Genomic DNA, 15,295 nt, shown 5'->3' on the forward strand with positions numbered 1-15,295 from the left:
TCCTCGGAGGCCACGAGGCGTAGATGGTGGGCTGGATTGCTGTCCTTGGTATCACGGCCGCGACAAGGACCAGGCGCTCGTCCTGTCGCCCGACGATATGAGCTGGGGGTTTCTGAGCTGGTCGCCAGTTGTTTCAAGGATTGTCGGTCGTATTCATGTCCGATGGCCAGCTTGCCCGAAGAGCCGACGGTCGATGCCTTTCGGCGGTGGATTTGAGGGAGCGCTGGGGGTTAGCTGTGGTCGGCCGCCCGGCACGCGTCGATCTCGGCCTGAACGATTGCCCCGTAGTGCGCCGCAAGTGCGTCGACGTCCCAACTGTCGAACAAGCCCAGCGTGCGAACCGCTTCACCGAAACCCAACATGAGCGCTACTACCGTGGAGGCGTAGCGCCGCTCCGGCGTCGTGTCCCTCATCAGCCCAGCGATACTTGTCAGGTACCGCTCGCGGGTCTCCAAACGGACAGCTTCCGGCGTGGGGGAGTCCTGGATGGTGAACGGTAACATCGCCCAAGGCTCCTGGAGCCCGCGTTCCCGCCGCATCAGAATGCGTAAAACGAGCGCACCGCCAAGGTCTGATACCGGCATATCCGGTTCGTTCAGCAGCGATTCGTCAGGCTGGGCTGCCGCGAACAGCTGTGCCTTAGAGCCGTACAGCTTCATCACGAGCGCTGCGGATACGCGGGCGTCGGAAGCTATGTCCCGGACGGTCACTGCACGATAGCCTCGTTCGCCGAACAGCCTTCCTGCGGAATCCAGAATGGCGTCCCGGCTGGAACCGCCCACCTGTCTGGCGGCGCTCATGCTTCCACCAGTTGTCCGGCCGTGCTGTCTAGCGCGAGGTCGGTGCTCATCGAGCGGTTGCTCACGGCCAACTTCCGCGCCATGGCTTGATGGGTCAAGGGATGAAGCATGGTCACTATGTATCGGCCGTGGAGGGGCAGCGGCAGCGAATATCTGCCAGCGGGGTCAGTCTTCGTTGTCGCCAGATGTTCCCCGGAGCCCTGCAGCAGCGTCACCACAGCGCCCTCTATGGGGCTGCCGTCGAGAGTGGCCACGCCAGCGAGTTCCAACTGCTTGTTCAAGTGGAAGTCTTGCCGCAGCGTGCGGCCGTCGAAGTCAAACACCTCGGCCAAGGGTGCCCAACCAGCTGCATTGGCCACCACCAGATATTTACCGGAGCCCGGCAGAGCGACAGAGTAGTTTCCGTCGCTGTCCACCCGGCTCCAGTCGACCGGCTCGCCCGAGGTCTGCAGGACGGTGACGACGGCGGGTGCCAGGGGGAGCTGATTCGCGGTCAGGACGCGGCCCTGCAGCACAAGTTCGCGTGTGACCTCGGCCAGGATCGCGGGCTTCGCCGCGACGGTGCGGGGAATGAACATTGCTGCGCCCATGGATGCTGCCGATGCCAGGGCCGCCATCCAAAACACGTCCTTAAAGGATTCGAATGACGGGAGGCGGACTGTTCCAATGGTGATTGTCACCGAAGTGAGGATGGCTGCGACTGCGGCACTCGACGTCGAGGTGCCGATCGAACGGACCAAACTGTTGAGCCCATTCGCGGAAGCAGTCTCGGTGATGGGCACGGCTCCCATAATGAGGGTGGGCATGGCCGCGTACGCGATGGCCGTCCCAATACCGATGACGGTGGAACCGATGATGACCCAAGCGATGGAGTCCCAGAAGAAAACCCGCCCCACGTATCCCGCAATCATGACCGCTGCCCCGGCAATGAGGGCAGGCTTCCCGCCAAAACGTTTGATGATGCCGCCAGAAACCGGGGCAAACACCACCATGGCCAGTCCCGACGGGACCATGCACAGGCCGGCCGTGATGACGTTCAGCTGGAATCCGTAGCCGGTGGAGGTGGGCAGTTGGAGCTGTTGGGTGGTCAGGAGCATGTTGGCGAACATGGCAAAGCCGATCAGCAGTGAGGCGAGGTTCGTCAGCAGCACCGGCCGTCGGGCGGATGTTCGGAGGTCCACCATCGGTTGGCCGGCTTTGAGCTCATAGGGCACCCAGGCCGCCAAGAGCAGAGCGGCGGCAAGGAACAACAGCAGCACCGGCTCCGAGCCCCAGCCCCATGCACCTCCTTTGGAGATGGCCAGGAGCAGTGCAGCCAAGGCCGCTGAGAGCACCACGGCTCCGAGGTAGTCGAAGCGGCCCGGGGTCCGCACCTTGGACTCGGGAACCACCATCAGCACGGCAGCGAGCAGCAGGGAGCCAGCACCGGCGGACACCCAGAAGATCGATTCCCAGCCCAGGCTTTCGTACAGAATCCCGGCCAGCGGCAGCCCCATGGCGCTGCCAATCCCCAGCGTGGCACTCATTAGCGCCACTGCCGATCCCATTTTCTCCTTGGGTAGTTCATCGCGCATGATGCTGATTCCCACAGGAATCAAGGCCGAGGCGAAGCCCTGCAGGGCCCGTCCGAAGATCAGCCAAAGGAAGCTCCCGCCGACTGCCGCAAGGATGGAACCCACCACCATGATGGCCAGGCACACCACCATCATCTTTCGTTTGCCATACATGTCCGCACTGCGGGAAACGATCGGGGTGGCCACCGCGCTTGAGAGCAGTGTTGCCGTGACGAGCCACGATGCGTCCTCGGCGGTGACGTTGAGGATCTCGGGAAAGTCCGGCAGCAGCGGCACGACAAGGGTTTGCATCAGGGCAACAACGGTGCCGGAAATTGCGAGGACCGCAGTGATGGCCCTTGGCGATTGGGGCACGGTGCTTTCTTGCGTCATAGCGCCGAACTTTCCGCAGGGGTGGGGCGCTCAGCAGATGGTGAACGCGTGTTTACTCTCCTAATGAGTGAACCACTGTTCACCCGTCCTGGCAAGCGCAGCGAGAGTATTGCTGACGTCATCAGCCGGATCGCCGGCGAAGTAGATTCATTCTTGTGAAGCTGAACCATGACATGCATGATGACACCGTGAGTTCCCGGCCTGTTCTCTACCTGCTGGTAGGCCTTCCTGCTTCTGGCAAGACAACTGAGGCTCGGAAGTTGGAGAAGACCCGTCACGCCCTCCGCCTAACCGCGGATGAATGGATGCTTCCCCTGTTCGGCCACAGTGATTCCGAGCGCCAGCGGAACATAGTCGAAGCTCGACTCATTTGGATTGCGCTAAAGGCCCTCCAAAGGGAGGTCAGTGTGGTGCTGGACCTTGGTCTCTGGGCGCGCGATGAAAGATCTGCGTTGGTTTGGCTATCCGAACGTCTAGGTGCGGAGTCATCAATCCTGTACCTCCCCATAGACGAGAAGACGCAACTCGGACGGGTGACTCGGCGTTTCCTCGAATCTCCGCAAGAATCATTCCCCCTCTCGGCTGAGCGACTCGCTGGCTTTCGCCACTATTTCCAGATTCCTCAGGAAACTGAGCTTGACGGCACGATTCGCTTTGACCCTCCCCCTGGTTGGAGCACCTGGTCCGAATGGGCTTCCAACCGTTGGCCTACGCTTCCTACGCTTGAGGAAATTAGAGAAGACTCCCAATGCCAAACAGAGAGTTAGCGCCTTAGGTGAATCACCGACGATGGAGCAGCTAGGAAGCATGGCGGTGTTCTGTCGAGATCTGTTGCGCAAGGCCACGTTCGCTTCCGGGTTGGCGCCGAACTCCGCGTCTAGCCTTGGGGACCGCTGGACCGCCTGCATCGGCCCCGCCACGAAGTCGTCATGGGCAGCTGGAGGACTTGTGATAAGCCCCATTACCGAGTTCGCTGCACCTGACTATTCTCATGGCTTTGTCCCCTGAGCGATCGGATGGATGCGCCTACGCTTTGAAGGATGGCGCGAATGTGTCGTGCTCCCGACGAATGAAATCAGCGATACGCTCGCCAATGAGGATGGCGGTGGCTGCTGGGCCTCGGCTTGGGGCAGTGGGCAAAATTGAAGTATCGGCAATGCGGAGACCCTCTACTCCGTGGACGCGGCCGTACTGATCGACCACAGTGTCTGGGTCATCTGGCAGACCAAATTTCGCGGTTCCGCAAAGGTGGATGGCGGTTCCGAGGTGTGCGCGTATCCAGGCGTCAAACCGGTCATCGTGCTGAAGTGTGTCCTCCGTCAGTTCCGTGAGACTCTCGAATATCTGGCTGAACGCCGACGACTGAAGAAGTCGGATAGCAATGCGGATGCCCTCCCGCATCCGTTCTATGTCGCTTTTCGTAGACAGGTAGTTGAAGTCGATACGGGGCTGGATATCTGGATCCGCTGATTCCAATGCAATTTTTCCGCGCGAGGTTTCAGCCTGCAGGGATACGAGGAAGGCAAGGTCGTCTTCGTTGCGAACCTGTTCGGTCAATCGATTGGGAATTAGGCCATCCGGCCCGCCGATGCCGCTTGTCTGCTTCCCCGTTAACATATAGCCCATGGGCTTGAGGAGCGGGATTATTTCAAGGTCACCTGTGCAGGGAGAACCACTGGCCGTGAAGTTGAGGACTCCTGCCATCGATTGTGTTGTGTCGTAGTCGATCAGGGAGATCTTGGACCTCCAGCTAATGGCTATATTGGGGTGGTCGCTGAAGTTTTTTCCCACCCCAGGCAAGTCGCGGATAACCGGAATGCCGAAGGCCTCCAGCTCTGCTTTGGGTCCCAGCCCGGAAAGAAGCAGGATGTGTGGCGTCTTGACTGCGCCAGCGGCGAGAACGATTTCTTGGGCTTTGATCGTGGTCAGAGCTCCGTTGCGAAGAACTTCGACGCCAGTCGCGCGGGTACCTTCGAATAACACCCGACGCACCAAGGCATTTCCCTCAACGGTCAGGTTGTCGCGATCCCGTACCGGATTGATGTAGGCGAAGCCGGTGTTGATCCGTTGGCCGTTAACGCTATTAGTTGGCATGGGGCCGTAACCCGGCTCATCTTGACTATTCTTGTCCGGTTCCATCGGAAAGCCGAAGTCTTTGACGGCACGTGCAAAAGCACTGATCACGGGATGATCTTGCGGTGGCCGCGAGATCGTCATAGGACCAAGGGCGCCATGCCCTTCTCTGTGCCCAAACTGAAGATCCCTCTCAAGTCTTTGGTAGAAGGGCAGCACCTTGTGCCAGGTCCACTCGTCATTTCCTCCCGAGGACCACTTGTCGAAGTCATGCTTTCTCGCACGGATGAAGTAAGTTCCGCTTATTGCCGTTGAGCCACCAAGGATGCGGCCGCGGGCTATGGAATAGGGGCGGTCGGGCGTCAGATGGCCCATGAACGACCAGTTGTTGGGATGACCGGGCATGGCCCCTTGCACCGTACCGGCATTGAGTAGCTCAGGAGGGAACGACTCCCTGCTCTCAGGGACCGGTCCCGCTTCCAACAGCAGTACGGAACGTTGTGGGTCCTCGCTCAGCCGGGCGGCCAGCGGAACTCCTGCAGCACCGGCCCCGACCACGAGGACGTCAAAATGCCTGTCGCGGTTTTCATCTCCGTGTATCTCTCTCACCCGGCCCCCCGCCTGATCTGCTATGCGCTACCCGATGGACAAATTGGCCGTTCTTGGGAAGACACTGCCCGGGCCACCTCAGTTGGGGTTTCTCCTTACATCCGGAAGCAAACAACGTAAAGACCTGCCTTTCAGCGCACCGAACCAAACGCCGGCCCCGTAAGCCAGATCGTCCAGCCGGCGTGCGACGGCAAACCGGAAAGGATCGAGCCGAGGTCGTGTGCGGCGGTATTCCAATGCTGCATCAGCTATGGCGGACACTATGAGGGCTCGCCGCAGCCTGCGGGAGAAGATGCTGCCAATGACTGCCAAGGGCCACCAATGGCGAACAAAGAGTGCTGTGGTTTGTGTTTCTGCGGCCAATACTCCGCGTAACGCCAGGCTGGCCCCGAGCCGGATCGGATGCGCACTTTTGCCGAGTTTCCTCGAAATGCGCCAGCCGGCGAAGGCAGAAATTGCCCCCGCTGCTGGAACCGACCATCTGCGCTGGCAGAGGATTGCCCCGACAACCGCGACCGACCATGGCACGAAAACCGCTGGCGCAATTGCTTCGGAATGCCGGAGCGAAAGGATGTGAGCCGAGCTTCCGTAAAAGGCTTTTCGTGTCAACCAGTCAATGACAGTCTGACGGTGCTCATGCCACACTTCCGCCTCAGGTTCAAACCGCACCCTCCACCCGTGCTCCACTAGACGCCATACAAGGTCAACGTCCTCTCCTACGTGGTTGTCTGGTGTGAATCCTGCCTCCAGGGCGTCGACTCTGGCGAGAAGAAAAGCGCCTGGAAGCCAGGAAACCGGAGAACGCGGGCGGACCGTGGCCGGGTAAGGACCCAGGTCGAGCGACGATCGGGCCTCCTCATATCGCTCAATCCAGTTCATTCCTTTGCCGCTGTCCAATCCGCGTACGCGGGGACCGGCCAGGGCAACCCTTGGGTCATTGAAGTGCTTAAGGAGTAGCGGGATGGTGTTTGGTGCGATGACAATGTCGGAATCTGCAAAGGCAACATACTGGGTGGTTACACGTTTGAGCCCTTCATTGCGGGCACGGGACACGCCGCCGTTGACGACCAGGCGTACGAGCTGGACGTCGTGCTTCTTGGCCACGGCACTGATGGCTTCTGGATCGGGAGAGCAGTCATCTACGACAATTACTCTGTGCTGGCTTCCGATGCTTGACAGCAATCTATCCAAGGCAAGGGGGCGTCCGAAAACCGGAATAACCACCGATACTGATGAGATGTCGAGGTCCGGGAGGGACGATAGCACCGGGTCGGCCATGCCGGCCTCTAGCAGCCGGTCAACCAGCAAGGCAGTGCCGGGGTCGGTGACGACAGCTGTTCTGTTCACAATCATCTGGCTGGCTGTTTTCGAAAGGTAAAGCACGCGTGTGGGGGAACCGCCAACAAGTTCCCGGCCCTCGCCGGCAATCCTGACTCGCCGGTTCAGTTTGACTGCGAATCCCGTGGCTAGTTCTGGTCGAGGGGCGCTCATGCCCAGTCCTCGGGTGCATGAGATCGTTGTGAAAAACCGAATCGGCCATCGAATCGTGTGTCGACGAATTCGTCCACGAGGTTTCGCGATTGGAGTTGCTTTGAAACTGGCTGGGCTAGGCAGTCAGTAGACATCGGGCTTTCCTTTTGTTGTGCTCATCGTCTTTTATACGAGATCCGCGGGCTGTGACCAGGAAATCCGTCGCTTTCTTAGATTTGAGTCTGCGACGTGGCCTTTTGCATATTGGCTGTGAGCATTCCGTGCTTGTCCGTGACGCCTTCTGAGATGCGGCGCAGAGCGTTCTCAGCCATTTGCTCCAGCGAACGCCGACCTTCAGCAGCGCTTGCTCCGGTGGGATCCCCGAGCACTCCGGAGGGGGAGACGGCGCTGATCCCTTCGGCCTTCAACTGGGGGAGAATGTCAGGAAGCAGCCCCATGTTGCCTGCCCTGCTTCGTTCCAACCGGACCGTGTCTGGCCTGAGGTGAAGCATGAGCGAGGTCTCCGTCCGTCCGGCGTGAAGATCGCCGCCTTCGGCGACGCAGGGCAGCCAGGCAACGTTATGTTGCTCGGCGACCAGCTGGGGCACAGCCTTTGAAAGAGCAGCAATGTTTCCACCGTGTGCGTTGATGAGGATGATTCGTCCAGCCCAGGTGGATAGGGACCGGACAAGCTCGACTACAAAAAACGACAGCGCAGCAGACCCAATGGACGCCGTCCCGGCGAAGGACTGGTGCTCCCCACTGGAGCCGTAACTCACCGGGGGAGCCACAAATGCATGGTGGGGGACTCTGGAGGCGACCGCCTCTGCGACGGCGGTTGCGACGACAGTGTCCGTGTTCAGCGGCAGGTGAGGCCCGTGTTGTTCGGTAGACCCGATTGGGACGATGACCGTGGGTCGCTCACGAACATCAGGCCAGGCGAGGTCACCAAGCTCTTGCTGGCCGAGTATCACGAAAGAACTGTCGCAGGAACGCCCAGTTCTCGAACAAACCCGGGGGGAATGACAAGGTGCTCCGGTCGCAGGTCATGCACCGAAGGGACGCTAAGTCCGAGCAGTGCAGAGTCGATGCCTCCGCGCATGATGTCGAGGACGTTTTCCACCCCTGCCTGTCCGTTCGCGGAAAGTCCCCACAAGTAGGCACGCCCGATCATCACAGCCCGGGCACCGAGGGCCAGCGCCTTGACGACATCACTGCCGCGGCGGATCCCGCCGTCAAGGACGATCTCTACGTGCTCGCCCACGGCAGTGGCAATGGAAGGTAGGACGCGGATGGGTGCCGGGGTGCCATCGAGGTTGTTGCCTCCGTGGTTGGAGACGGAGATCGCTGTGACTCCCGCATCGACGGCCCGCAGGGCGTCATCGACACGGCAGATGCCCTTCAGCATCACGGGGCCGCCCCATTCCGTGGTGATCCATTTAATGTCGTCCCAGGTCGGTGGCGGCGTTTTCATCCATTCGTAGTACGCGCCGAAGAATGTGGGCCCTTTCTCGCCCACAGGGACGAGATTGGGTGCGGTCAGGTCCGGCAAGTCGCGGGCGAAGGACGCCAACCAGCGGGGCTTGAGCGCCACTTCGGGGGCGAGCCTGATTGCGGCTTTGAGGTTCACCTTCTCGGGGATCTCCGGGCTTCCCCAGTCGCGTCCCATCGAGAAGGACCAATCTGTTGTGACGATCAGGCCTTTGGCCCCGGCGGCACGGGCTCGGTCCATTCGACTGACCATTTGGTCCTTGGTTCCGGTCCAATACATCTGGTAGAACGTCTGGGGATTCGCTGCGGTTACCTCTTCTATGGGCTTGGACGCGAACGAGCTCAGACCCACGGCGGTGCCACGGGCGGCGGCGGCACGGGCAACTGCGATTTCACCATCGGGGTGAACGGCCTGTACGCCAGTCGGTGAGATGATGACCGGGAGAGAGATAGGCTGACCCATCACTGTTGTAGCCAAGTTCCGCTCGGCAGGGTGGCCTACGACGTGCGGTGCAAAGCCGAGTTCACCGAAGGCACCGGTGTTGTCGTCGAGTGTCAGTCCACGCTCAGACCCGGCGACCAAGGCCGCGTAAACGGAGGCAGGTAATTTCTTTTTGGCGCGACGCTGCGCCTCGGCTACGGATTCGAACCAAGGGTTCTGCGCCCAGGGATTCTTAAACATGTTTGCCTTTCGAAATGGTTCTGGGGGCTACGGCTGGAAGCCGGCGAGCGGACTGGCGGCGCAGGCCGAAACGGGGGGAGACGATATGTCCGGCCGCATTCCGATCTGCACCATGACAGGCTGCGCACGCTTTGGGAGCGCAGAGCGCGAGTGGTCTTGACTGGGTTGCGGTCTGCTGCGTTCTCCAGCCAGGGCAGCTTCGCCGTAGCCCTGGACACATTCGGGGTCCGGTCCGTCCAGGGGCAGGCCCGTGAAGAATTTTGCGGCCATGCAGCCGCCGCGGCAGGCATCGAAGAACGAACATTTGGTGCAGGCGCCGGAGGTTTGTGGGGAACGGAGTTCTGTAAACAGCGCCGATTCCTGCCAGACCTCCTTGAATCCTCCTTCGCTGAGCACGTTGCCGGCGAGAAAGGTTTCGTGGATGGCGAATGGGCAGGCGTAAACGTCTCCCACTGGATCGATAAGGCACACGACGCGGCCGGCGCCGCACAAGTTTAGGCCCGGCAGGCTCTCCCCAAAGGGCGCGAGATGGAAGAAAGAGTCGCCGGTCAGGACGTTTTCTCCGTTGGCAATCAGCCAGTTGTAGATGGTGCGCTGCTGTTCGGGCAGCGGGTGTAGCTCGTCCCATACGTCGGCCCCGCGGCCGGAGGGGCGGAGTCGGGTGAGACGCAAGGTGGCACCATGCTCATCGGCGATGCGTTTGAACTCATCAAGCTGGCCAACATTTTGCCGGGTCACAACGACGGAAATCTTCGCATCCTTGAAGCCTGCTTCTTTGAGGTTTTCCAAGGCACGGATTGCGGTGGCGTATGACCCGGGTCCTCGGACGTAGTCGTTGACGTCGGCCGTTGCACCGTCGAGGGAGATCTGGACATCGACATAGGGTGTTGAGGCCAGAAATGCAGCCTTCTCCTTGTCGATGCGGATGCCGTTCGTGGAAAACTTCACGCCAACCTGGTGGTCGACCGCGTACTGAAGCAGATGCCAGAAGTCCGGTCGAATGGTGGGTTCGCCACCGCCGATGTTGACGTAAAAGACCTGCATGCGCTGAAGTTCGTCAATTACGGCTTCGCACTGCTCCGTGGTCAGCTCGCGCGGGTCGCGCTTGCCGGAAGAGGACAGGCAGTGGACGCAGGCCAGGTTGCATGCGTAGGTCAGCTCCCAAGTCAGGCAGATCGGGGCGTCGAGTCCGAATTCAAATTGGTCCACCAGGGATCCGCCCGTAGGACGAACCAGTGGGGTGGTGATACCTATGCTCATTGCTTGTTTCCTTCACTGGCGCGGATCATGTCGGTTGCGGCGAGACTATGCAACGCGGCGATGTACGCGTGCCACTGGGCTTCGGGAATCCCAGCTTGCATCAGCGCTGCCCGGACGGTCGTGCATTGATTCAGTGAACGCACAACGCTGACGAGTTCGGGTTTCTTGAGGAATGTCAGTTTTCGGTTGCCGAAATGGTAAGCCATCGCACCGAACGGCTCTGGCCGCAGCGCGACGGCCGGCGACAATCCCCACTCTTCATCGAGCATGGTGTCAATGACGGTCGTTGTCATGGGGTCTACCCGCCGTCTAGTAGACGCCGCACATTCCATCGATGGACACGTCTTCGACCAAGTCTTCGATGACCAAGTCGGCGTCCTCAGACGTAGTTTTCTCATGGTTCGGGTTCACATATTCCACAGTTTTTCTCCTGTACCGACGGATCTCCACAGAGGTGCGGAGAGGTAAGAATCAGAATAATGGCACTCAGCGCCAAAAAGATAGGGGCAGGTGCGAAGACTGCTAAATTGTTCTTACAATGACCACAACCACGAATCGCTCCCCGGGCCGTCGGGCCGTTACGGATCATGGCTCGATTGAGCGTGCTGCCTTCAGGTTGTTTGAGGAACAAGGCTTTGACGACACGACAATGGAGCAAATAGCCGAGTCCTTGGGCGTAGGACGTCGGACTCTTTTTCGCTACTTCCCCTCCAAGAACGACATACCCTGGGGCCAGTTCGACCAAAGCTTGCGCGACTTTGCCGCGCAGCTGGCAAGCGTTCCGCTGGAGGTACCGGTTTCGGAGGCCGTTCACCAGTGTGTCGTGGCCTTCAACGATTTCGATGAACAGTCCTTGCCCCAACACCGAATCCGAATGAGGCTGATTCTGGATACGCCAACACTCCAAGCGCACTCCGCCCTCCGGTATGCCGCTTGGCGGACCGTAATCGAGGACTACGTGGCGGCCAGGCTGAACATGAGGCCGGATGGGCTAGTGCCCCGACTTGCCGGACACGTGAGCCTGGCGTTAGCGGTCTCATCCTATGAGCAATGGCTTTCTGAACCCGACAGTGACCTGACCAGCATTTTGCGGTTGGCGATGGGCGAGCTGCGGTCATATCTTGACTAGGCCCCACGCAAAGCGATGAGCATCCTCCTGTGCGATCCAGCCCCTAACGAGCTCAGGTGTAATCATGACAAAAGGCCTCCTGCATCGATTTAGTTATGTTGGTAACGGCGATGCCACTTTCGTCACGCTTATCGGGAGAAGCCCTAGACGGGTTTGACTTTGAAATTGGTGCACAATCGGTGCCTCCGGCGACAGTGAGCCTCGACCAGGTGCTACCTCTTCGCAAGGGTTGGTAATCGCTGGCGTCCGAGACTCCCTGCGATACCGCGAGCACCCGCCCGGCGGGTGAGCGCAAGGGGCTCGTCGGGGGAGTTATGCGCGGCGGCCCGTACGTGCCCTGCTGGGACAGTCGGCGCTCGAGCTGCCCTACATCCCTGTAATCGACTGGGCAATTGGTTTCCTCAGGCATCGCTGGTGTCTGATCTGCAGCGGCTTGCAGCCGATCTGAAATCCGCCTTTCCACACATGCGCGGGTTCTCCCGCTCAAACCTTTTTACATGAGAGCATTCGCTGCCGTCTGGGACTTGTCGGATCCATCCGTGCTCAACCGCGGTGAAAGGGCTGCCCTGGGGTCACATCATCGAGCTGCTCAAGCTGAAGGATCCCGTGATCCGTGACTGGTACGCAGAACGGGCTGTCGAGCACAAATGGCGGCTGGAAGTCCTTGAGCACCAGATCACGACCGGCCTACACCGCAGAGTCGGGGCTGCTCCGAACAATCTCGAAGAACGCCTCTCCGAGGATGGAGCGGCGCTGGCCCGGAGTGTGGTCTAGGATCCGTTGGTTTTCGACTTCCTCGGCCTGACCAATGAGGTCGAAGAACTGGCCATGGAGGAGGCCATGACTCAGCGGATGTCGCACCGATCGACGAGCGCTTTTGAACAACGGGACTTTGTACATTCTGGCCAATGGCAGGACGGATCATCCAGAGACCCCGGCGCCCAAGGACAAATATTGTGTGTTGGTAATCGCCTTTGATTCGCCCCACGCTTCCGATCCGCTTCGTGCTTCGAATGGACGTCCATGAATCCTCGCCTGACACCACCCCCGCCCCGCCCGGCTCCGCTGGAAGGAATTCTCGTGGCGGACTTCTCTCGAGTCCTTGCCGGACCGCTCGCCACCATGACACTGGCTGATATGGGTGCCCGTGTAGTCAAGGTTGAAAGGCCAGGCAGCGGAGACGACACTCGGAGTTGGGGGCCGCCGTTCTCAGCTACCGGATCCACCTATTTCGAAAGCGTGAACCGCAACAAGGAATCGTTGCGTCTTGACCTGACCGACCCGGCCGACGTCTTCCTTGCCCGCGAGCTCGCTCTTAGAGCTGACGTCGTCGTAGAGAATTTCATGCCGGGACGAATGGAAAAAATCGGCTTGGGTTACGAAGAGCTCTCGGGCATCCGTCCCGACCTGGTGTACGCCTCAATCTCCGGATTCGGCAGCGCCGGAGGCGCTGCCCTGCCCGGTTACGATTTTGTGGTCCAAGCCCTGGGCGGCCTCATGAGCATCACGGGTTCGGCTGATGACGGGCCGGTGAAGTCGGGCGTTGCCTTGGTGGATGTGCTGACGGCAAAGGACGCTACGATCGGCATTCTCGCGGCGCTGCAGGCACGCGGCGTAAGCGGGATGGGCGCCCGCGTGGAAGTCAACCTGCTCTCCAGCCTGCAGGGCGCGCTGGCCAACCAGGGACAGGCTTATCTCGGCGCGGGAATAGTCCCCACCCGCATGGGTAACAAGCACCCATCGATTGTGCCCTACCAATTACTGGAATGCGCTGACGGGCCCTTGGCGGTGGCCTGTGGAAATGACAGACAGTTCGCCAAGCTCACCGCAATTTTGAGCTTGTCCAAGTTGGCGCATGATCCCCGTTTTGCCACTAATACCGCCCGGGTACAGCATCGCCGGGAGTTGACGGCGCGCCTTGAACAAGCTCTTTCCGCTGCACCGGCGTTGTACTGGCAGGAGCGACTCACCAAGGCCGGAGTCCCGGCCGGCCACGTCTCAACCATCGCCGAGGGACTCGAGTACGCCGAGTCCCTCGGCCTGTGTCCGATCCTCGAAGTGCACGATTCTTCCGGGGTCACGGTAGGTCGCCAGATCAGGAATCCGATCACGTGGTCCCCCGTATTCCGTCTGCGCAAACAGGCACCGCCGGAGCTAGGGGAACACGATCACAGCATTCGTTCCTGGTTGGAATCAGCAGGGAGAACAGCGGCTTCTGACTAGCGGGGCGCCCGGACCCTGGCGATGCCGCGGAGGCCCAACAGCTGGCTAGGCCTTCCGCACCGCCAACCAGAGGTGGGCTGCCACGTCCGGGTCGTCGAGATCGGCCTGGATGAGCTTGGCAGCAATGGCAATCCGGTGACGGAGCGAATTCCTGTGGAGTTTCAACTCCCGCGCAGCCTGTTCCCACTGCCCACGATGCCGAAGGTAGCTGCGGACGGTCGAGATAAGGTCAGCTCTTGCGTAGTTACGCAACGCAATTACCCAAGCCTCCGCTCGGGGATCCACGGCGGCCGTCGACGGCGTGGCTACGGTCCCGGGGGGCACTTCCCTGACGAACGCACTCATTTCTCCCGCCTCCGCCGCAACCCGCTGCAGCGTCATGGGCTGGCTCAGAGCCGCCGCGGTACCAGAAGAAAGCCGTCTGGTATCAGAAGGGGCACCCTGCGGGACCTTCAAACTCCCGACCTGCCGGCTATCCGTAGAACCCGGGCCGGCGTCAAGGAGGAAATACTCCAAATCATCCTTCAGGAAACGCAAACGACAATCCCGCACTGACGTCTCCAACCACGGCATTACATGGACGCCTTGCAGGCTCGCAAGCATCGAAGCGGGATCGGCGGAAGAGCGGGCATCCGCATCTGCCTTCAGGACCAACAGCCGGACATATCCAACGGGTAAGGGGACGCCCAGATCAACCGCGAGTGCCTTCCCGGCATCAAGATGCCCACCCAGCAAGAGGGTAGCCACCGCTGAGTCGAGCCCTGCCGCCGTTGTCAGGGCTTCCGCCTGTTGCTGAGCTTTGAGCGAAAGCAGGACACACACAGTCTGAATCACCTGCCGGTCAGCTTTGGTGAGTTTCCGGCCGGCTCCGAGCGCCAAAAACCCTGCGATCTTGCGCCCAACGAGCACCGGATGCTCGACGACGTCCGTGCCGTGTATCTGAAAGGTCGCAGCTGAGTGGAGCCCCGCCATGTTGAGCCGGGCGGTTTCAAGGCGAAGCTGGGGCAAAACCCCACGCATCGTTGGCGGCCATAGCGTCTCTTCTCCTGAATCCACCGGGAGGTAGACGGCCCATCCCCCGAGTGCCTGAGCGAGCGCCATAACTACCGAGGCCAGAGCGTTCGGCAGTGTTGCCGCCCGCGCTAGAGCCGTTTGGGTACCCAAGCTGGCAATTAGGTCGGTCTGGCCGGCTTTCGCTATCAGGTCCCAGTACGCCCTGGAGACGTTCATGAACGGCACCCCGCTCGGCACCACCAGCAGTTCCAAACTACTCCGCGAACAGCTTGTGACTAGGGCTTCTGGTATCTCATCGAGGCCTGCACCCAAGCCCAACCCTAGTGCGGCAACCTTCCGTTCCGCCAAGCGATGAACGTAGGCCTGGATCTTGTCAGCAGTTCCCCTGGCTACGGGGATCCCTGTCGTGAGTAACAATTCGCCGCCCTCGAGATACGGCGTAGGGTCGTCGAGCTCTGAGATATGGACGCCGGAGATCTGGCGACGTGCTACCTGGTGACCACCGGCGGGACGGAGATCGTCGCCGAGATGATGATGAAGCTGAGCCAGACTAATCATGCGACGAGGGCCTTTCGATGACCGTACCTTTGGGCAACAT

Annotated in this window: 14 protein-coding genes; 4 read left to right on the forward strand and 10 right to left on the reverse strand. The window is 60.4% G+C overall.

All coding sequences use genetic code 11. The features are described from left to right. Positions 1–230: 230 nt before the first annotated feature. A complete protein-coding gene (locus GVL04_RS06800) occupies positions 231–800 on the reverse strand; it encodes a TetR/AcrR family transcriptional regulator (protein WP_159701536.1) in 570 nt (189 codons plus the stop codon). Continuing rightward, positions 797–2,728 carry an MFS transporter gene (locus GVL04_RS06805; RefSeq protein WP_235036202.1) on the reverse strand — a complete coding sequence of 644 codons (1,932 nt, stop codon included), beginning with the start codon at positions 2,726–2,728 and terminating at the stop codon, positions 797–799. The genes GVL04_RS06800 and GVL04_RS06805 overlap by 4 nt, the downstream gene beginning before the upstream one ends. A gap of 191 nt (positions 2,729–2,919) precedes the next feature. Between GVL04_RS06805 and GVL04_RS24940 the strand changes: the two genes are divergently transcribed. Then, complete coding sequence (locus GVL04_RS24940; protein ID WP_159701860.1) at positions 2,920–3,513, forward strand: ATP-binding protein; 594 nt, start codon at positions 2,920–2,922, stop codon at positions 3,511–3,513. A gap of 259 nt (positions 3,514–3,772) precedes the next feature. Here GVL04_RS24940 and mftG read toward each other — a convergent pair whose 3' ends face one another. From mftG to mftA, 7 genes are all read right to left on the reverse strand, one after another. Next, a complete protein-coding gene (gene mftG / locus GVL04_RS06815; RefSeq protein ID WP_200846769.1) occupies positions 3,773–5,428 on the reverse strand; it encodes a mycofactocin system GMC family oxidoreductase MftG in 1,656 nt (551 codons plus the stop codon). Between the two features lie 78 nt (positions 5,429–5,506). After that, positions 5,507–6,919 carry a mycofactocin biosynthesis glycosyltransferase MftF gene (gene mftF / locus GVL04_RS06820; protein WP_159701542.1) on the reverse strand — a complete coding sequence of 471 codons (1,413 nt, stop codon included), beginning with the start codon at positions 6,917–6,919 and terminating at the stop codon, positions 5,507–5,509. A gap of 209 nt (positions 6,920–7,128) precedes the next feature. Beyond that, a complete protein-coding gene (mftE, locus tag GVL04_RS06825) occupies positions 7,129–7,872 on the reverse strand; it encodes a mycofactocin biosynthesis peptidyl-dipeptidase MftE (protein WP_235036203.1) in 744 nt (247 codons plus the stop codon). Beyond that, a complete protein-coding gene (mftD, locus tag GVL04_RS06830; RefSeq protein ID WP_159701545.1) occupies positions 7,869–9,071 on the reverse strand; it encodes a pre-mycofactocin synthase MftD in 1,203 nt (400 codons plus the stop codon). The genes mftE and mftD overlap by 4 nt, the downstream gene beginning before the upstream one ends. Before the next feature lie 27 nt (positions 9,072–9,098). Continuing rightward, positions 9,099–10,331, reverse strand: coding sequence for a mycofactocin radical SAM maturase (gene mftC, locus GVL04_RS06835; RefSeq protein ID WP_159701564.1), 1,233 nt, complete (start codon positions 10,329–10,331; stop codon positions 9,099–9,101). Continuing rightward, positions 10,328–10,624, reverse strand: a complete 297-nt coding sequence (mftB, locus tag GVL04_RS06840) for a mycofactocin biosynthesis chaperone MftB (protein WP_200846770.1) — start codon at positions 10,622–10,624, stop codon at positions 10,328–10,330. The genes mftC and mftB overlap by 4 nt, the downstream gene beginning before the upstream one ends. Positions 10,625–10,640: 16 nt before the next feature. Next, positions 10,641–10,751 (reverse strand): mycofactocin precursor MftA, encoded by a 111-nt coding sequence (mftA, locus tag GVL04_RS06845; protein ID WP_235036204.1) that lies wholly within the window; start codon positions 10,749–10,751, stop codon positions 10,641–10,643. 118 nt (positions 10,752–10,869) lie between these two features. On the opposite strand from mftA, the gene mftR reads away from it, so the two are divergent. The 3 genes from mftR to GVL04_RS06860 all read left to right on the forward strand — a co-directional run bounded on the left by mftR (position 10,870) and on the right by GVL04_RS06860 (position 13,683). Beyond that, the gene (gene mftR / locus GVL04_RS06850; protein WP_159701567.1) at positions 10,870–11,460 is read left to right on the forward strand and encodes a mycofactocin system transcriptional regulator; all 591 of its coding nucleotides are present in this window, start codon (positions 10,870–10,872) and stop codon (positions 11,458–11,460) included. A 552-nt stretch (positions 11,461–12,012) separates the two neighbouring features. Further along, complete coding sequence (locus tag GVL04_RS24635) at positions 12,013–12,234, forward strand: DUF1016 N-terminal domain-containing protein (protein ID WP_235036205.1); 222 nt, start codon at positions 12,013–12,015, stop codon at positions 12,232–12,234. Between the two features lie 249 nt (positions 12,235–12,483). After that, the gene (locus GVL04_RS06860) at positions 12,484–13,683 is read left to right on the forward strand and encodes a CaiB/BaiF CoA-transferase family protein (protein ID WP_159701571.1); all 1,200 of its coding nucleotides are present in this window, start codon (positions 12,484–12,486) and stop codon (positions 13,681–13,683) included. A gap of 45 nt (positions 13,684–13,728) precedes the next feature. Here GVL04_RS06860 and GVL04_RS06865 read toward each other — a convergent pair whose 3' ends face one another. Beyond that, positions 13,729–15,255, reverse strand: coding sequence for a PucR family transcriptional regulator (locus GVL04_RS06865; protein WP_159701574.1), 1,527 nt, complete (start codon positions 15,253–15,255; stop codon positions 13,729–13,731). Between the last annotated feature and the right edge of the window lie 40 nt (positions 15,256–15,295).

This window comes from Arthrobacter sp. 18067 (assembly GCF_902706295.1).
Taxonomy (GTDB): Bacteria; Actinomycetota; Actinomycetes; order Actinomycetales; family Micrococcaceae; genus Arthrobacter.